This window comes from Allobosea sp. TWI1241 (assembly GCF_039673065.1).
In the GTDB taxonomy this organism is placed as follows: Bacteria; Pseudomonadota; Alphaproteobacteria; order Rhizobiales; family Beijerinckiaceae; genus Allobosea.
Genome location: NZ_JBDJKW010000008.1, coordinates 18,985 through 35,874, shown reverse-complemented (window position 1 = coordinate 35,874; position 16,890 = coordinate 18,985). Strand labels below are relative to the sequence as shown.

The following is a 16,890-nucleotide window of genomic DNA, read 5'->3' as shown; positions in this document are numbered from 1 at the left end:
GAGCACCAATCAAATCGGCACCCCGCGCCAGGCGCGGGGTGCCGTCTCGTTTACGTCGGGATCGCGCCCGGGATCAGCCCGCGATCTGCTTGATGCGGGCGATCATCTCGTCGACCGCCTGCTCCGGCGACACCTTGTCGACCAGCACGCGGTTGATCGCCTTGGCCCAGACGTTCTCGGCGTTCACCGCCGTGAACTTGTAGTTGTAGACGAACTGGAACGGCACGGTGCCGTCCTTGTACTGCTTGTAGACGACGGCGCGGTGCGGATCCTTGCCATCCGACCAGAACGGCGCCTCGATGCCCTTCAGCGTGGTCGACACCCAGCGGCCGGCCGAGCCCTCGACGAACGGACGCAGGTTCTCGTCCTTCATGAGGAAGGCCATGAACTCCTTGCCGCGCTTCTTGTTCTTGGCGTCGGCGAAGACCACCGCGGTCTTGACCGCGGCCAGGTTGGTCATCGGGCTGCCGTCGGGCTTCTTCGGGAACTCGGCGGTGCGGATGTTGTCGTAGTAGTTCTTCTTCGCCGCGTCGCGCTGCTCCTGCGTCAGCGCAGGATTGTTCATGTCGTCCATGTGCTTGCCGGCGATCGAGATCGTGGCGTTGTGCGTGGCGACGGTGGTGCGGTTGTGGAAGGCGACGTTGTTGTCGGGATCCAGCCAGTTCACCGAGGAGGGCGGCGTGCAGCCGCGCTGCGAGATGTTGGCGTAGTCCTTCACGGCCGCGATCATCGCCGCCTTGTTGGCCGGCTCGTCGAGCACGATCTTGCCGGTCTCGTCGACCACCTTGGCGTTGTGCGCGTTGGCGAAGGTCAGGAACGAGTAGAAGGTGTCGGAGGCGGCGACGCCCATCGGATGGCCGACGCCGTAGATGCGCTTGCCCTTCTTGCGCAGGGAGCCCTGCACCTTGTCGCACCAGAAGTCCCAGTAGCCGGCCCAGGTCGTCGGGATGTCGGACTCCTTGAAGCCGGCCTCCTCGAGCATGTCCTTCCAGTAGGTGATGTGCATCATCTGCTGCTCGACCGGGAAGGCGTAATAGGCCTTCTTGCCGGTCTTGCCGTTCATCAGGAAGGTGGTGGCCAGCGCCTGCGGCTGGAACTCGGCCTTCATCGGCTCGATCACGTCGGTGACGTCCTCGAGCTTGCCCTCGAAGGCCCACTGGCCGGTGGTGCGGAAGTCATAGGTCGTGCAGAAGCCGACGTCAGGCGGCGTGCCGGCCTGCACGGCGCCGACCGATTTGGTGACGCAATCCTCGGTGGCGTAGAGCGAGAGCTCGACCTTGACGCCGGTCGCCTTCTGGAAACGGTCGACCACGGCGAGCAGCGCGTCGTCCTCGCCCTTGTAGAAGCCCTTGGTGAACCAGGCGGTCACCGTCTCCTGCGAAAACGCCGCGCCGGACCAGCCGGCGGCGATCGCGGCAAGCGCGGCCCCAGTAACGAAAGAACGTACGGATTTCATTGCTATCCTCCCACTTAAAACGTTTAGATTCGATCTTGGATGCCGGCTTGCGCGAACCCTAGTCGATAAGCCCGGACGCGCACAAGCCTCCGTCCCGCGGAATTTCAGACCCTCTCCAACCTGCCCTCGCGGCAGCCGATCGGCGCCCTGCGTGCGCTCGCCGTTGCGCGGGCGACACCACCGTGGCGACGATGCGCGCTGTGGACGCGTCGTCACGGGTCTGTCACACCGTGCCGTTACCGCGACGCACGACAGCGGCGGGCCGCCCTCTCCGGGGCGGGGTTTCCGCCGATTTCCGCACCATCGGAGTCCAGACATGCGGCCGTTCGTCTCTTCCGCGCTCACCACCATCGCCCTGGCGATCGGCCTGTCGCTGGGCGCCCTCTCGGCCGCCGGGGCCGTCGAGGGCAAGCTCGTGCTCTACACCAGCCAGCCCAACACCGACGCCCAGCAGACCATCGACGCCTTCAAGGCAAGCTATCCCAAAGTCGAGGTCTCCTTCGTGCGCGACGGCACGCCGCGGATCATGGCCAAGCTGCGGGCCGAGTTCGAGGCCGGCGTGCCGCGCGCCGACGTGCTGCTGATCGCCGACTCGGTGACCATGGAGGGGCTGAAGGCGGAAGGCCGGCTGCTCGCCCACGACAAGGCCGATGTCGCGGCCTATCCGGCCGGCATCCACGATCCGCAGAAGGCCTGGTTCGCCACCAAGCTGATCACCACCGGCATCGTCTACAACACCAAGGCCGCGCTGAAGCCGCAGAGCTGGCTCGACCTCGCCCGGCCTGAGGCGAAGAACCTCGTCGCCATGCCGAGCCCGCTGACCTCGGGCGCCGCGCTGATCCACGCCATCACCCTCACCGGCTCGCTGGCGAAGGGCTGGGGCTATTACGAGGAGCTGCAGGGCAACGGCGCGCTCGCCGCCGGCGGCAATGGCGACGTGCTGCGCCAGGTCGCCACCGGCGAGAAGCTCTACGGCATGATCGTCGACTTCATGGCGATCCGCGAGAAGGCCAAGGGCGCGCCGCTGGAATTCGTCTTCCCGAGCGAGGGCGTCTCGGCGGTGAGCGAGCCGGTCGCGATCCTCAAGACCACGAGCAATCCCGAGGCGGCCAAGGCCTTCGTCGACTTCCTGATCTCGCGCCAGGGCCAGGAGCTCGCGCTCAAGCAGGGCTATGTCGCCGCCCATCCGGAGGTGGCGCTGCCGGCCGGCTATCCCGCCCGCGCCGCGATCAAGCTGATGCCCTTCGATCCCGCCAGGGCGCTGGCCGGCGAACAGGCGGCGCGCAAGCGCTTCAGCGCGATCTTCGAGTGATCCGGCCGGGCCGCCGCCGAGGACATCGCGCCATGACGCTCCTGCCCCAGACGGCGCCGGCCCGCCTGCCCAGTCTCGCCTTGCCCGGGCTCAGCCTGCCGCCCGGGCTGGGCCTGCCGCTCGTGCTCGTGCTGATCGCGGCGCTGACCGGCGCCCTGCCCTTCCTGCGCCTGGTCCTGGCGGCGGCGGCGCCCGGCGGCGTCTTCGCCCCCGAGGCGGCCTTCACCGAGATGGCGAGCCGCGCCGCGGTCACCGCGACGCTGCACAGCCTAGAGACGGCGGCGGGCTCGACGCTCGGCGCGCTGCTGATCGGTACCACAGCGGCGCTGCTGCTCGCCGTCACCGACGTGCGCGGCCGCCGGCCGCTCGCCTTCGGCCTGGTCTTCTCGATGATGATCGCGCCGCAGGTGGCGGCGCTGGCCTTCCTCAGCCTGTTCTCGCCGACTTCCCCGGTGCTCTCGGCGCTCGGCCTCGCCGCGGCGCCGGGCACGCCCAACCCGCTGCTCGGGCGCGGCGGCATCATCCTGGTGATGGCGCTGCACCACGCGCCGCTGGTGGCGATCACCCTGTGGAGCGGCCTGCGCGCCGTGCCGCATTCGCTGGTCGAGGCCGCCCAGATGGAAGGCGCCGGCCCCGCGACGATCACCCTGCGCGTGCTGCTGCCGGTGCTGCGGCCGCAGATCGTCGCGGCCGGCCTGCTCGCCTTCGTCGCCGGCATCGGCAATTTCGGCATCCCGGCCCTGCTCGGCCTGCCGGTGAACTATCTGACCCTGCCGACGCTGATCTATCGCCGGCTCTCGAGCTTCGGCCCCGCCGGCCTGCCGGACGCCGCCGCGCTCTCGATCCTGGTCGGGCTCGTCGCCGGCGCCGGCATCCTGGCCGGGCTGCTCATGGCCAGCCGCCATCGCGGCCGGGTCGAGATCGAGCGCCCGCTCGAACCCTTCTGGCGGCTCGGCCGCGCCGGCACCGCGGTCGCCGCCGGGCTCTGGCTGCTGCTGGCGCTCAAGCTCGGCCTGCCCTTCCTGGCGCTGATCGGCGAGGCTCTGACGCCGGCGCTCGGCGTGCCGCTCTCCTGGCAGAGCCTGACCGTCGACAAGTTCGCCGAGGTGCTGCTGCGGCAGGACGTGACGATGCGCGCCTTCCGCAACTCCTTCCTCTTCGCCGGCGCGGCCGCGCTGCTGCTCTCGCTGCTCTCGATCGCCTTCGCCTATGGGCTGGAGCGGCGCATGGGCCGCTTCCGCCGCGTCGTCGAGGTGGCGATCGAGCTGCCCTACGCGCTGCCCGGCGTGGTGCTCGCCATCGCCTGCATTCTGCTCTTCCTGAAGCCGCTGCCGCTGCTCGGCGTCAGCATCTACGCCACGCCCTTCATCATCCTCTTCGCCTATATGGCGCGCTTCCTGCCGCTGGCGCTGAAGGCCCCGCTGGCGGCGATGGCCCAGATCGAGGCGCATCACGAGGAGGCGGCGCGGCTCGACGGCGTCACCACCTGGCAGATGCTGCGCTTCATCGTCGCGCCCGTGCTGGCGCCGGCGGCGGCAGTGAGCGCGCTGATGGTCTTCCTGATCGCCTTCAACGAGTTGACGGTCTCGGCGCTGCTCTGGTCCTCGGGCACAGAGACGCTCGGCGTCGTGCTGTTCAGCCTCAAGGAGGCCGGGCTCGCCGGCGAGGCGGCGGCCGTCGCGGTCAGCGCCTCGGCGGTGATCCTCGTCGTGATGCTGGGGCTCGACGCGCTCGGCCGGCGCCTGCCAGGCCCGGTCCTGCCCTGGCGGATCTAGCCGCCGCGCCGCCCGCGGCAGCCGACATGACTAAGAGGAAATTAACGGAACGGCAGGATGGTCGAGGCTGCCGTGGGCGTCCTCCTTTCCCGTCGACGGCGCGAGCGCGAGACCTCATCAGGCGGCGCGGTTACGGTCAGGGACGACATGAGTTCGACGGCTTCCTTCACTGCCGACCGCAGCTCTCTGCCGCCTGAAGGGCAGGCCCTGAAGCTGCTCGTCGTCGAGGATTCCAAGACCTATTCGCTGGCGCTGTGCCGCCGGCTCGAGGCCGAGATCGGCCTGCCGCTGGTGACCTGCCGCTCGCTCAACGAGCTGCACGCCGCCGTCACCGAGAACCGCGCCGCCTATACGCTCGCCGTGGTCGACCTCAACCTGCCGGACGCACCGTCCGGCGAGGCGATCGACTTCACCGTGCAGCGCGGCATCCCGACCATCGTCCACACCGGCAGCTTCGACATCGCCACGCGCAACCGCATCATGCAGCGCGACGTGATCGACTATGTGCCGAAGGACAGCGAGTTCGCGCTGGAGACGCTGGTCACCGCGATCAAGCGCGCCCTGTCGAACCGGCAGGTCCGCATCCTCGTCGTCGACGACACGCTGAGCACGCGCCGCCTCCTGACCCGCATGCTCAAGATCCAGCAATATGCGGTGACCGAGGCCGCCTCGGGAGCCGAGGCGCTGCGCCTGCTCGAGAGCCACCCCGACATCCGCCTCGTGGTCAGCGACTTCAACATGCCGGACATGGACGGCTATACGCTGACCCGGCATATCCGCCGGCGCTTCGGCGCCGACCGGCTGCGCATCATCGGCGTCTCGTCGTCGAACGACCGCATGGTCTCGGTCGGCTTCCTCAAGGCGGGCGCCAACGACTTCATCTTCATGCCCTTCGTGCCGGAAGAGCTGCAGTGCCGCATCGCCAGCAATGCCGAGACGCTGGCGCAGCTCGAGCAGCTGCACAACCTCGCCTCGCGCGACGCGCTCACCGGCCTGTTCAACCGCCGCCACTTCTTCGCGCAGGCGACGCCGCTGATCGAGAGCGCCCGCCGCCAAGGGCTGGCCAGCGCCGTCGCGCTGCTCGACATCGACGACTTCAAGCGGCTGAACGACAGCCACGGCCATGACGGCGGCGACAAGGCGCTGGCCTGCGTGGCGCGCTGCCTCGCCCGCTCGATCGACGGGCGCGGCCATCTGCTCGCCCGCATCGGCGGCGAGGAGTTCGCGATCCTGTTCCCGGGGCTCGACATGCGCGCCGCGATGCGGCTCAGCGACCATATCCGCCTCGACGTCTCGCACGAGACCCTGCCGCTCGGCGAGCAGGAGGCGACGCTGACCATCTCGATCGGTGTCGCCGGCATCGGCCCGCAGGACAGCCTCGACCAGGCGCTGGTCGCTGCCGACCGGGCGCTCTACGCCGCCAAGAACGAAGGCCGCAACCGCGTCCGCGCCGCCTAGGGCGCCGGCGCCTCGCCCATCAGCAGCGGCCGCGCGGCCTTGGCCTCGCGCACGATGAAGTCGACCACGGCGCGCACCCGCGCCACCTCCTTCAGGTCGGCATGGACCAGGAGCCAGAAGGAGCGCTCGATCGAGACGGTCTCGGGCAGGACCCGCACCAGCCTCGGATCGCCCTGCGCCATGAAATGGTGGATCACGCCGATGCCGGCGCCGGCGGCGACCGCGTTCATCTGGGCGATGACGCTGGAGCTCTGCACCTGGGCCCGCAAGCCCTTGGCGACCTCGTCGAGATAGTCGAGCTCGGGCGTGAAGATCAGGTCGTCGATATAGCCGACGATGCGGTGGGCGAAGAGGTCCTCGGCCTCGGCCAGCGGCGGGGCGGCGTCGAGATAGGCGCGCGAGGCGTAGAGGCCGAGCCGGTAGTCGCAGAGCTTGCGCGCCACCACCTTGCCCTCCTTGGGCGGGGCGAGCGTGATCGCCACGTCAGCCTCGCGCTTCGACAGCGAGAGCAGGCGCGGCATGGCGATCAGCTGCAGTTCCAGCCCGGCATAGGCGCCGGTCAGCGCCGGCAGGCGCGGCGCCAGGAAGCAGGCGCCGAACCCGTCCGGCGCGCCGATGCGCACGATGCCCGACAGCGCCATGTCGGCGCCGCCGATCTCGCTCTGGATGGCCAGCGCCTCGGTCTCCATGCTCTCGGCCTTGGCGAGGAGTTGCTCGCCATGGCCGGTGAGCGCGTAGCCCTGGGGCCGGCGCTCGAACAGCTTGGCCTTCAGCGCCTCCTCCAGCGCCGTGATGCGCCGCGACACGGTGGCATGGTCTGCGCCGAGGCGGCGCGCCGCGGCGGTGAGGCGGCCGGAACGGGCGACCGCGAGAAAGAAGCGCAGGTCGTCCCAGTCGAATCGTTCCATGGCCACCTCCCATATCCGGCTTCGGTATTCGTTTTTTTGCACCGCACCGGCGCCAACAAGCCCATGGCCGTGCACAAAAGACAATGCTAAAGCTCGGGCAGGTCAACAGCCACAGAGACTTTCGAGGGAGGCATCCATGCGTCAGGTCGGTCACTTCATCGGCGGCAAGCACGTCGCCGGCACCTCGGGGCGTACCGCGGACATCTACCAGCCGATGGACGGCAGCGTGATCGGCAAGGTCGCGCTCGCCTCGCAGGCCGAGCTGCGCGCCGCCGTCGAGAACGCGCGCGAAGCCCAGCCGAAATGGGCCGCGGTCAACCCGCAGCGCCGCGCCCGCGTGCTGATGAAGTTCCTCGACCTGATCGCGCAGAACAATGACGAGCTGGCCGATCTGCTCGCCCGCGAGCACGGCAAGACCATTCCCGACGCCAAGGGCGACATCCAGCGCGGCGTCGAGGTGGTCGAGTTCTCGCTCGGCGTGCCGAACCTGATGAAGGGCGAGTTCACCGACGGCGCCGGCCCCGGCATCGACATCTACTCGCTGCGCCAGCCGCTCGGCGTCGTCGCCGGCATCACCCCGTTCAACTTCCCGGCGATGATCCCGCTCTGGAAGCTCGGCCCCGCCATCGCCTGCGGCAACGCCTTCATCCTGAAGCCGTCCGAGCGCGATCCCGGCGTGCCGATGCGCCTGGCCGAGCTGTTCATCGAGGCCGGCGGCCCTCCCGGCATCCTCAACGTGGTCAACGGCGACAAGGAGGCGGTCGACGCCATCCTCGACGACGCCGACATCAAGGCCATCGGCTTCGTCGGCTCGACCCCGATCGCCGAGTACATCTACGCCCGCGGCTGCGCGGCGGGTAAGCGCGTGCAGTGCTTCGGCGGCGCCAAGAACCACATGATCATCATGCCGGACGCCGACATGGACCAGGCCGTCGACGCGCTGATCGGCGCGGGCTACGGCTCGGCCGGCGAGCGCTGCATGGCGATCTCGGTGGCGGTGCCGGTCGGCAAGGCCACCGCGGACGAGTTGGTCAAGCGCCTGATCCCGCGCGTCGAGAGCCTGAAGATCGGCCCCTCGACCGACACCAGCGCCGATTACGGCCCGGTCGTCACCAAGGCGGCGATGGAGAAGATCAAGTCCTATGTCGACATCGGCATCGAGGAAGGCGCCAAGCTCGTCGTCGACGGCCGCGACTTCACCATGCAGGGCTACGAGAACGGCTTCTATGTCGGCGGCTGCCTGTTCGACAACGTCACCAAGGACATGCGCATCTACAAGGAGGAGATCTTCGGACCCGTTCTCTCCGTGCTGCGCGCCGAGAGCTATGACGAGGCGCTGAAGCTCACCAACGACCACGAATACGGCAACGGCACCGCGATCTTCACCCGCGACGGCGACGCCGCCCGCGACTTCGCCTCCAAGGTGCAGGTCGGCATGGTCGGCATCAACGTGCCGATCCCGGTTCCGCTGGCCTACTACACCTTCGGCGGCTGGAAGCGCTCCTCCTTCGGCGACCTCAACCAGCACGGCCCGGACTCGATCCGCTTCTACACCAAGACCAAGACGGTGACGGCCCGCTGGCCGAGCGGTATCAAGGACGGCGCGAGCTTCGTCATCCCGACCATGGGGTGACGAGCCGCGGCAGGCAGCGAGCACGGGCGGGAGCGCGCATGGCCGACCACCGTTCCAGCACCGACCATGCCGCCACGGCGCCGGGCCGCACGGACGGGCGCCGTGCGGCGGCCGTCCGCCGGGCGCTGCCCTGATGCGCGAGACCGCCCGCTACGGCCTGCGTCCGCATCCCGCCGATGGCGGGGAGCGGCGCGCGGTTCTCCTCGTCGACGGCGACGAGGCCGGCACGGTGCCGGGCGCGGTGCTCGAAGCGCAGTATCAGGCGGGGCCGGAGGCCCTGCTCTTCCTCAGCCACGACATACCGTTCGAGGAGCAGCTCGATATCCTGCTGCTCGACGCGGCCGCCCGGCCGCTCGAGCGGGTCTCGCTCTACGGCGCCTACGCCACCGGCAGCTTCCGGCCGCTCGCGCTCACCGGCCCGGACGCTCTGAGCTTCCGCTTCTTCGGCGGGCCGCCCTGGCAGGTGCGGATCCTGCCGCGGGCACGCTGGCGCCGGCCCTTCTCCGACCCGCACGGCGTCCACCGGGCACGGCGCTTCTCGACGCGCATCGAGGTCCGGCCTCTGGCCGCCCCTTCCCAGGACGCATCGCCATGACAGCCTTCGCCCTCACCGAAGACCAGATCGCCATCCGCGACATGGCCCAGGGGTTCGCCGCCGCGACGCTGGCGCCGCAGGCCGGGCGCTGGGACGAGGAAAAGCACTTTCCCGTCGCCGAGATGCGCGAGGCGGCGGCGCTCGGCATGGGCGGCATCTACATTGCCGAGGATGTCGGCGGCTCCGGGCTGTCGCGGCTCGACGCGGCGCTGATCTTCGAGGCGCTGGCCGGCGGCTGCCCGACGGTCTCGGCCTATATCTCGATCCACAATATGTGCGCCTGGATGATCGACCGCTACGGCTCGCCCGAGCAGCGCCAGGCCTGGCTGCCGAAGCTGTGCACCATGGAGCACCTCGCCAGCTACTGCCTGACCGAGCCGGGCGCCGGCTCCGACGCGGCCGCGCTGAAGACGAAGGCGGTGCGCGACGGCGACCACTACGTGCTCGACGGCCAGAAGCAGTTCATCTCCGGCGCCGGCGTCTCCGACATCTACGTCGTGATGGTGCGCACCGGCGAGGCCGGCCCGGCCGGGATCTCGACCGTCGTGGTCGAGAAGGGCACGCCCGGCCTGTCCTTCGGCGCCGAGGAGAAGAAGATGGGCTGGAACGCCCAGCCGACCCGGGCGGTGATCTTCGAGAACTGCCGCATCCCCGTGGCCAACCGGCTCGGGCCGGAGGGGATCGGCTTCAAGATCGCCATGGCCGGGCTCGACGGCGGGCGCCTCAACATCGGCGCCTGCTCGCTCGGCGGGGCGCAAGCGGCGCTCGACAAGGCGCTGGCCTATGCGCAGGAGCGCAAGGCCTTCGGCTCGGCGATCGCCGATTTCCAGGCGCTGCAGTTCAAGCTCGCCGACATGGCGACCGAGCTGGAAGCGGCCCGCAGCTTCCTCTGGCGCGCCGCCGCCGCGCTCGACGCCAAGGCGCCCGACGCCACGCGCCTATGCGCCATGGCCAAGCGCGTCGCCACCGACACCGGCTTCGCGGTCGCCAACGAGGCGCTGCAGATCCATGGCGGCTACGGCTATCTCGCCGATTACGGCATCGAGAAGATCGTCCGCGACCTGCGCGTCCACCAGATCCTCGAAGGCACCAACGAGGTGATGCGGATGATCGTGGCGCGCGGCCTGGTCGGCCGGGCCAAGGGGAACTGATTGGCGCGACTAATCCTCTCCCGCAGGGAGACGGGTTCCGCCGCGTGACGATGCCGGTTCGAGGACTTCAGGGAGAGAACCACCATGAGCACCATCGCCTTCATCGGACTCGGCAATATGGGCGGCCCCATGGCCGGCAACCTGGTCAAGGCGGGCCACGCGGTCACCGCCTTCGACCTGGCGCCGGCCTCGCGCGAGGCGGCCGCGGCGCTAGGCGTCGGCATCGCGGCGTCCGCCCGCGAGGCGGTGGCGCAGGCCGAGATCGTGGTGACCATGCTGCCGGCGGGCCGGCACGTGCTCTCGGTCTGGGCCGACATCCTGCCGGCGGTGACGCCCGGCACGCTGCTGATCGATTCCTCCACCGTCGACGTCGAGAGCGCCCGCAAGGCGCATGCGCTGGCCGCCGAGCATGGCTGCCTGTCGCTCGACGCGCCGGTCTCCGGCGGCGTCGGTGGCGCCTCGGGCGCGACGCTGACCTTCATGGTCGGCGGCAGCGCCGAGGCCTTCGCCCGCGGCGAGCCGGTGCTGGCCAAGATGGGCCGGCGCATCGTGCATTGCGGCGACGCCGGCAACGGTCAGGCGGCGAAGATCTGCAACAACATGATCCTCGGCATCTCGATGATCGGCGTCTGCGAAGCCTTCGTGCTGGCCGAGAAGCTCGGGCTCTCGCACGAGGCGCTGTTCGACGTCGCCTCGACCTCCTCGGGCCAGTGCTGGTCCCTGACCACCTATTGCCCCGTGCCCGGCCCGGTGCCGACCTCGCCGGCCAACAAGGACTACAAGCCCGGCTTCGCCTCGGCGCTGATGCTGAAGGACCTCAAGCTCTCGCAGGAGGCGGCGCAGGCGAGCGGCGCCGCGACCCCGCTGGGCGCCGCCGCGGCGCAGCTCTACGGGCTGCACAACGCCTGGGGCGAGGGCGGCACCGATTTCTCCGGCATCATCCACCTGCTGCGCGGCCAGGCCGGCAAGCAGGGCTGAGGCGACAGGGCGTTGCGTGCCAGTCCGGGCACGCATGCGAAATCGTCTCGCCGGCCCGTTCCGGTCGGATCGAAAGCGCGCTAGGACGAGAGGCATGACCGATGTCTCCCGTCCCCGCGAACGCTCGGCCCTGACCGGCTTCGCCTTCAACCCGCTCGACCGCCGCGGCGACCAGCGCGACCAGCCGGACGCCGTGGCGCGCTATCGCGCCAGCCCCGGCACCCGCCACATCCTCGTCGCGGGCGAGACCCCGATCCTGCGCCGCACCGGGCCCGAGACGCAGACCGCCTGGTTCTCCGAGAGCGAGGCGGATGCTGTGGCCCGCGCGCTGGACGAGGTCTTCCTCGGCGTCGAGCCCGGCGGAGCGGCCTGCTTCGCAAGGCTGGTCGAGCGCCAGCTCGCCGAAACCCTGCGCGAGCGCCCTGACCTGCTGGTCAGCGACCTGCGCAGCATCGCCCTGAAGCGGCTGGTGCCGCCGGACGAGGTCGGCCCGCTCGGCGAGGCCAAGGCGATCCTCGACTGGCATGCAAGGCACCGGTTCTGCGCCAATTGCGGCGGCAAGTCGCTGATGGTCAGCGGCGGCTGGCGCCGCGAATGCGCGCAATGCGGCGCGCTGCATTTCCCGCGCACCGACCCGGTGGTGATCATGCTGGCGGTGCGCGGCGACAAGTGCCTGCTCGCGCGCCAGGCGCGCTTCGCGCCGAAGATGTATTCCTGCATCGCCGGCTTCCTGGAGCCGGGCGAGACGATCGAGGATGCGGTGCGCCGCGAGACGCTCGAGGAGGCGGGCCTGCGCACCGGGGCGGTGCGTTATCTCGCCTCGCAGCCCTGGCCTTTCCCCAGCTCGCTGATGATCGGCTGCCTGGCCGAGGCGCTGAACGACGACATCGTGCTCGACGGCACCGAGCTCGAGGACGGGCGCTGGTTCAGCCGCGAGGAGGCGCTCGCCATGCTGGCCGGCGAGCATCCCGACGGGCTGAGCTGCCCGCAGCACATAGCCATCGCCCGCACGCTGCTCGAAGCCTGGGCGGTGGACGGCGAGACGCCGTAGCGCAGCGGACCGGAAAGTGGTCTCCCCTTTCCGGAACGAACCGACGCCATGACGATCAGGTAGACCCCGCTCCCGCGCCTGTTCGAGCGCGGGAGTATCTTTAGGCCCGCGCTACTGCGCCGGCTCGGCCATGCCCTCGCGGAAGGGATGGGCCGGGTAGACGCCGAGGATGCGCATCTCCTTGGAGAAGTAGGAGAGCTCGTCGAGCGCGCGGCGCAGCGGCGCGTCCTCGGGATGGCCCTCGACGTCGCAATAGAACATCGTCGCCGAGAAGCGGCCGTCGACCATATAGCTCTCGAGCTTGGTCATGTTGATGCCGTTGGTGGCGAAGCCGCCCAGCGCCTTGTAGAGCGCCGCCGGCAGGTTGCGGACCTGGAAGATCAGCGTCGTGACCGTGGTGCCGCCGCCCTGGCGGGCGAATTCCGGGTATTTCGACAGGATGACGAAGCGCGTGGTGTTGTGCTTCTCGTCCTCGATGTCCTCCATCAGGATGTCGAGCCCGTAGACCTCGGCGGCGATGTGCGGGGCGATCGCCGCACGGGTGAGGTCGCCGGCCTCGGCGACCTGGCGGGCGGAGCCGGCGGTGTCGGCGGCGACCTGCGCCTTCAGGCCGAGCTTGCGGATGATCTTGCGGCACTGACCGAGCGCGTGGATGTGGCTCTGCACCGTCTGGATCGTCGCCAGCGTCGCGCCCTTCACCCCCATCAGGTGGAAGCGGATCGGCAGGAAGTGCTCGCCGACGATGTGCAGCCCCGAGCGCGGTAGCAGGTGGTGGATGTCGGCGACGCGGCCGGCGATCGAATTGTCGATCGGGATCATGCCGTAGCGGGCCTTGCCCTCGGAGACGGCGGCGAGCGCATCCTCGAAGGTGGCGCAGGGCAGCAGCTCGCAATCCGGGAAGGCCTGGAGCGCGGCCTGGGAGGAGAAGGCCCCGGGCTCGCCCTGGTAGGAAACGACGACAGGCATGGATCAGGCTCCGGGACGGCTCTGCAGAAGAGCGCGGGCGCGCTCGAGATCGGGCGGGGTGTCGACGCCGCGCGGCACCTGGTCGATGATCATCGCGTCGATGCGCATGCCGTTCTCCAGCGCGCGCAGCTGCTCCAGGCTCTCGCGCTTCTCCAGCGGCGATTGCGGCAGGGAGACGAAGCGGTCGAGCGCGGCGCGGCGATAGGCGTAGATGCCGACATGGTGGTAGAGCGGCCCCTCGCCATAAGGGGCCGTGGCGCGCGTGAAATAGAGCGCGCGCAGCCGGCGCGGGCCGACCTCGCTGCCGACGAGCTTGACCACGCTCGGCGCGGTGCGCTCCTCGGCGTCGTGGATCTCGCCGACCAGCGTGGCGATGTCGACCGCCGGATCGGCCAGCGGCGCGATCGAGGCGGCGATGGCGGAGGGCGCAAGCGTCGGGAAATCGCCCTGCACGTTGACGATGACGTCGTGGCGGCGCTCGGGATCGACGATGTCGGCGGCCTCGCGGATGCGGTCCGAGCCGGTGGGATGGTCGGCGCGGGTCATCACGGCCCGGCCGCCGGCCGCCTCGACCGCGGCGACGATGCGCGCCTCGTCGGTCGCGACCACCACGGCGCCGATGCCGGCCTCGACCGCGCGGCGCCAGACATGGACGATCATCGGCTCGCCCAGAATGTCCGCCAGGGGCTTGCCGGGCAGGCGCGAGGCCTTCATGCGGGCGGGGATCAGGACCAGCGGATTGGACATGGCGGGCGCAACTCTGCGGAGGCGTCAAATGGTCTCAAAGCGGAGCGTGCTTATACGAGTTGCAATGAAGCGCGCAAAGCGGTTAAGCAGCCTACCGTGTGCCGGTCCGCGCGAGCGGATGCGGACAGCGCTATCTTGCTTCGTGGCCGCGGAGCCGGGAGTCCCGAGAAGACCATGAACATCGAACTGAACAAGATCGCCGGTGCGGGCCTGTCCACCCTGCTGGTGGTGATGAGCCTCAACATGGTCGCCGGCATCGTCTTCGCGCCGAAGAAGCCCGCCGTACCCGGCTACGACCTGCCGAGCGCCGAACCGAGCGACGGAGCCGCCGGCGCCGCCGCCGCGCCCGCAGCCGACGAGCCGATCGCGGTGCGCCTCGCCAAGGCCGATCCGGCCCGCGGCGCCAAGGCGGTCGGTGCCTGCAAGGCCTGCCACACCTTCGAGAAGGGCGGCGCCAACAAGGTCGGCCCGCATCTCTACGACGTCTACGATCGCCCCAAGGGCTCGGTCGAGGGCTTCGGCTACTCCGCCGCGATGAAGGGCAAGGCCAGCGAAGCCTGGACCGCCGAGAACCTCGACGGCTTCCTGAAGAATCCGAAGCAGTACATGCCCGGCACGACCATGGCCTTCGCCGGCCTGGGCAAGGCCGACAGCCGCGCCGACGTGGTGGCCTATCTCAACACCCTGGCCGACGCGCCGAAGCCGCTGCCGAAGGAGTAAGGCCCGCCAGGGCTTTTTCTCCCGGATCGACCGCAAGCCGGGCCATGCGCCCGGCTTTTTTCTTGCCGTCGCCCCAAAAGCCCCGCCATCATGCGGCGTCCCGATGCGGATTTCGCCCTCCCCGGCGAATCGGCCGGGCGCGACGCCCACGCAGCAAGGAGCGGCAGTGCAGGTTACGCGGCGCAGACTGATCGCGGCGGGAAGCGGCGTCGCCGCGGCCGCCGCCCTCCCGGCCGCCCTGCGGAGCGCGCTCGCCCAGGAGGCCGGCGCGCCCGCCATGGCGCCGCCGGTGGAGGCTCCGGTCGCGGCGCCTGCCGAGGCGGCCGAGGTCCACGGGCTCTCCACCTTCGGCGAGCTCGGCCTGCCGCCCGACTTCCCGCACTTCGCCTATGTCAATCCGCAGGCGCCGAAGGGCGGCGCGATCACGCTGCAGATCAAGCGCACCGGCGGCAACCAGAGCTTCGACACCTTCAACACGCTGAACACCTTCGTGCTGCAGGGCGACGGCGCCGCCGGCATGGACGCCTGCTTCGACAGCCTGATGGCCGGCTCCTCCGACGAGCCCGGCTCGCTCTACGGGCTGGTGGCGCGCTCCGTCGCGATCTCGCCCGACAAGCTGAGCTACCGCTTCCGCCTGCGGCCCGAGGCCCGCTTCCACGACGGCAGCCGGATCACCCCGGCCGATGTCGCCTTCTCGTTCCGCATCCTGAAGGAGAAGGGCCATCCGACCTACCGGCTGATCCTGCGCGAGGTCGTCTCGGCCGAGGCGGTCGGCGAGGACGTCGTCGCCTTCACGCTCTCGCCGAAGCGCAGCCGCGAGCTGCACCTGATCGTCGCCGGCCTGCCGATCTTCTCGCAGGCCTACTGGTCGACGCGCAATTTCGAGGCCTCGACGCTGGAGCCGCCGCTCGGCTCCGGCCCCTACAAGGTCGGGCGCTTCGAGCAGGGCCGCTTCATCGAGTTCGACCGGGTGCCCGATTACTGGGGCAGGGACCTGCCGGTGAATGTCGGCACCAACAATTTCGACCGGGTGCGCTGGGAGTATTTCCGCGACCGGCAGGTCGCCTTCGAGGCCTTCAAGGGCGGCGTGCTCACCTTCCAGGAGGAGTTCACCTCGCGCATCTGGGCGACGGGCTACGACTTCCCGGCGATCCGCGAAGGCAAGGTCCGCAAGGAAAGCCTGCCGAAGACCGATCCGGTCGGCTCGCAGGGCTGGGTGTTCAACCAGCGTCGGGCGAAATTCGCCGATCCGCGCATCCGCGAGGCGCTCGGCCTCGCCTTCGACTTCGAATGGACCAACCGGAACATCATGTTCTCGTCCTTCGCGCGGATGACCTCCTATTTCGAGAATTCGGATTCCAAGGCGGTCGGCCTGCCCTCCCCGGCCGAGCTCGCCCTGCTCGAGCCCTTTCGCGGCCAGGTGCCCGACGAGGTCTTCGGCGAGCCCTGGCTGCCGCCGGTCAGCGACGGCTCGGGCCGCGACCGCACCCTGCTGAAGCGCGCCCACGACCTGTTGACCGAGGCCGGCTGCCGGCGCGACGGCAGCATCCTGCGCCTGCCGGACGGGACGCCCTTCACCATCGAGTTCCTCGATTTCTCGCCGGCGCTTCAGCCGCACACCCAGCCCTTCCAGCGCAATCTGCGCCGGCTCGGCATCATCGCGGTCTCGCGCATCGTCGACGCCGCGCAGTACCAGCGCCGGCTCGACGGCTTCGACTTCGACATCATCAGCCGCGCCATGGGCGGCGCGGTGGTGCCGAGCGACAGCCTGCGCATCGTCTACGGCTCAGAGGCCGCCAGGACCCGCGGCTCGCGCAATGTCGGCGGCATCGCGCATCCCGCCATCGACGCGATGATCGAGACCATCGGCCGCGCCGGCAGCTATGCCGAGGTGGTGGTGGCGGCGAAATGCCTGGACCGCCTGCTGCGCGCCGGCCGCTACTGGATCCCGATGTGGTGGAACCCGACCGAGTGGCTGGCCTATTGGGACATGTACGAGCGGCCGCAAACCAAGCCGAAATACGGCTCGGGAGCGCCCGGCACCTGGTGGTACGATCGCGCCAAGGCGCAGCGAATCGGGAGAGCGTGATGGCTTCGCGCAGGAGCACGAGGCGGGGCGCCCGCCGGGTGCCGCCGCAGG

14 protein-coding genes are annotated in these 16,890 nt (G+C 69.9%); 10 read left to right on the top strand and 4 right to left on the bottom strand.

Going from position 1 to position 16,890, the window contains the following annotated elements:
* Nucleotides 1-73: 73 nt before the first annotated feature.
* Nucleotides 74-1,456 carry an ABC transporter substrate-binding protein gene (locus ABE438_RS12045; RefSeq protein ID WP_346502870.1) on the bottom strand — a complete coding sequence of 461 codons (1,383 nt, stop codon included), beginning with the start codon at nt 1,454-1,456 and terminating at the stop codon, nt 74-76.
* 316 nt (nt 1,457-1,772) lie between these two features.
* On the opposite strand from ABE438_RS12045, the gene ABE438_RS12040 reads away from it, so the two are divergent.
* The 3 genes from ABE438_RS12040 to ABE438_RS12030 all read left to right on the top strand — a co-directional run bounded on the left by ABE438_RS12040 (nt 1,773) and on the right by ABE438_RS12030 (nt 6,001).
* Nucleotides 1,773-2,768: an ABC transporter substrate-binding protein gene (locus tag ABE438_RS12040; protein WP_346502869.1), complete on the top strand. Its 996-nt coding sequence runs from the start codon at nt 1,773-1,775 to the stop codon at nt 2,766-2,768.
* A 32-nt stretch (nt 2,769-2,800) separates the two neighbouring features.
* Complete coding sequence (locus ABE438_RS12035) at nt 2,801-4,543, top strand: ABC transporter permease (RefSeq protein ID WP_346502868.1); 1,743 nt, start codon at nt 2,801-2,803, stop codon at nt 4,541-4,543.
* Between the two features lie 147 nt (nt 4,544-4,690).
* Nucleotides 4,691-6,001, top strand: coding sequence for a GGDEF domain-containing response regulator (locus ABE438_RS12030; protein ID WP_346502867.1), 1,311 nt, complete (start codon nt 4,691-4,693; stop codon nt 5,999-6,001).
* Here ABE438_RS12030 and ABE438_RS12025 read toward each other — a convergent pair.
* A complete protein-coding gene (locus ABE438_RS12025; protein WP_346502866.1) occupies nt 5,998-6,909 on the bottom strand; it encodes a LysR family transcriptional regulator in 912 nt (303 codons plus the stop codon). The genes ABE438_RS12030 and ABE438_RS12025 overlap by 4 nt on opposite strands.
* Nucleotides 6,910-7,045: 136 nt before the next feature.
* Between ABE438_RS12025 and ABE438_RS12020 the strand changes: the two genes are divergently transcribed.
* The 5 genes from ABE438_RS12020 to nudC all read left to right on the top strand — a co-directional run bounded on the left by ABE438_RS12020 (nt 7,046) and on the right by nudC (nt 12,317).
* Complete coding sequence (locus ABE438_RS12020; protein WP_346502865.1) at nt 7,046-8,542, top strand: CoA-acylating methylmalonate-semialdehyde dehydrogenase; 1,497 nt, start codon at nt 7,046-7,048, stop codon at nt 8,540-8,542.
* Nucleotides 8,543-8,675: 133 nt separating this feature from the next.
* Complete coding sequence (locus ABE438_RS12015; protein ID WP_346502864.1) at nt 8,676-9,137, top strand: hypothetical protein; 462 nt, start codon at nt 8,676-8,678, stop codon at nt 9,135-9,137.
* Nucleotides 9,134-10,288, top strand: coding sequence for an acyl-CoA dehydrogenase family protein (locus tag ABE438_RS12010; protein ID WP_346502863.1), 1,155 nt, complete (start codon nt 9,134-9,136; stop codon nt 10,286-10,288). The genes ABE438_RS12015 and ABE438_RS12010 overlap by 4 nt, the downstream gene beginning before the upstream one ends.
* A gap of 84 nt (nt 10,289-10,372) precedes the next feature.
* Nucleotides 10,373-11,266, top strand: a complete 894-nt coding sequence (gene mmsB, locus ABE438_RS12005) for a 3-hydroxyisobutyrate dehydrogenase (RefSeq protein WP_346502862.1) — start codon at nt 10,373-10,375, stop codon at nt 11,264-11,266.
* Between the two features lie 94 nt (nt 11,267-11,360).
* Nucleotides 11,361-12,317: an NAD(+) diphosphatase gene (nudC, locus tag ABE438_RS12000; protein ID WP_346502861.1), complete on the top strand. Its 957-nt coding sequence runs from the start codon at nt 11,361-11,363 to the stop codon at nt 12,315-12,317.
* 111 nt (nt 12,318-12,428) lie between these two features.
* On the opposite strand, the gene ABE438_RS11995 is transcribed toward nudC, so the two are convergent.
* A complete protein-coding gene (locus ABE438_RS11995; protein ID WP_346502860.1) occupies nt 12,429-13,283 on the bottom strand; it encodes a prephenate dehydratase in 855 nt (284 codons plus the stop codon).
* Between the two features lie 3 nt (nt 13,284-13,286).
* Nucleotides 13,287-14,030, bottom strand: coding sequence for a 3-deoxy-manno-octulosonate cytidylyltransferase (locus ABE438_RS11990; RefSeq protein WP_346502859.1), 744 nt, complete (start codon nt 14,028-14,030; stop codon nt 13,287-13,289).
* A gap of 174 nt (nt 14,031-14,204) precedes the next feature.
* On the opposite strand from ABE438_RS11990, the gene ABE438_RS11985 reads away from it, so the two are divergent.
* Complete coding sequence (locus tag ABE438_RS11985) at nt 14,205-14,750, top strand: c-type cytochrome (protein WP_346502858.1); 546 nt, start codon at nt 14,205-14,207, stop codon at nt 14,748-14,750.
* Between the two features lie 166 nt (nt 14,751-14,916).
* Nucleotides 14,917-16,839 (top strand): extracellular solute-binding protein, encoded by a 1,923-nt coding sequence (locus ABE438_RS11980; protein ID WP_465248605.1) that lies wholly within the window; start codon nt 14,917-14,919, stop codon nt 16,837-16,839.
* The last annotated feature ends 51 nt before the right edge of the window (nt 16,840-16,890 follow it).

Excerpts from the sequence above, each read along its gene's own strand:
- ABE438_RS12020 (WP_346502865.1), top strand. The coding sequence starts at position 7,046 with ATGCGTCAGGTCGGTCACTTCATCGGCGGCAAGCACGTCGCCGGCACC.
- ABE438_RS11990 (WP_346502859.1), bottom strand. The coding sequence starts at position 14,030 with ATGTCCAATCCGCTGGTCCTGATCCCCGCCCGCATGAAGGCCTCGCGC.
- ABE438_RS12010 (WP_346502863.1), top strand. The coding sequence starts at position 9,134 with ATGACAGCCTTCGCCCTCACCGAAGACCAGATCGCCATCCGCGACATG.
- ABE438_RS12040 (WP_346502869.1), top strand. The coding sequence starts at position 1,773 with ATGCGGCCGTTCGTCTCTTCCGCGCTCACCACCATCGCCCTGGCGATC.
- ABE438_RS12045 (WP_346502870.1), bottom strand. The coding sequence starts at position 1,456 with ATGAAATCCGTACGTTCTTTCGTTACTGGGGCCGCGCTTGCCGCGATC.
- nudC (WP_346502861.1), top strand. The coding sequence starts at position 11,361 with ATGACCGATGTCTCCCGTCCCCGCGAACGCTCGGCCCTGACCGGCTTC.
- ABE438_RS12025 (WP_346502866.1), bottom strand. The coding sequence starts at position 6,909 with ATGGAACGATTCGACTGGGACGACCTGCGCTTCTTTCTCGCGGTCGCC.
- ABE438_RS12035 (WP_346502868.1), top strand. The coding sequence starts at position 2,801 with ATGACGCTCCTGCCCCAGACGGCGCCGGCCCGCCTGCCCAGTCTCGCC.
- ABE438_RS12015 (WP_346502864.1), top strand. The coding sequence starts at position 8,676 with ATGCGCGAGACCGCCCGCTACGGCCTGCGTCCGCATCCCGCCGATGGC.
- ABE438_RS11985 (WP_346502858.1), top strand. The coding sequence starts at position 14,205 with ATGAACATCGAACTGAACAAGATCGCCGGTGCGGGCCTGTCCACCCTG.
- mmsB (WP_346502862.1), top strand. The coding sequence starts at position 10,373 with ATGAGCACCATCGCCTTCATCGGACTCGGCAATATGGGCGGCCCCATG.
- ABE438_RS12030 (WP_346502867.1), top strand. The coding sequence starts at position 4,691 with ATGAGTTCGACGGCTTCCTTCACTGCCGACCGCAGCTCTCTGCCGCCT.
- ABE438_RS11995 (WP_346502860.1), bottom strand. The coding sequence starts at position 13,283 with ATGCCTGTCGTCGTTTCCTACCAGGGCGAGCCCGGGGCCTTCTCCTCC.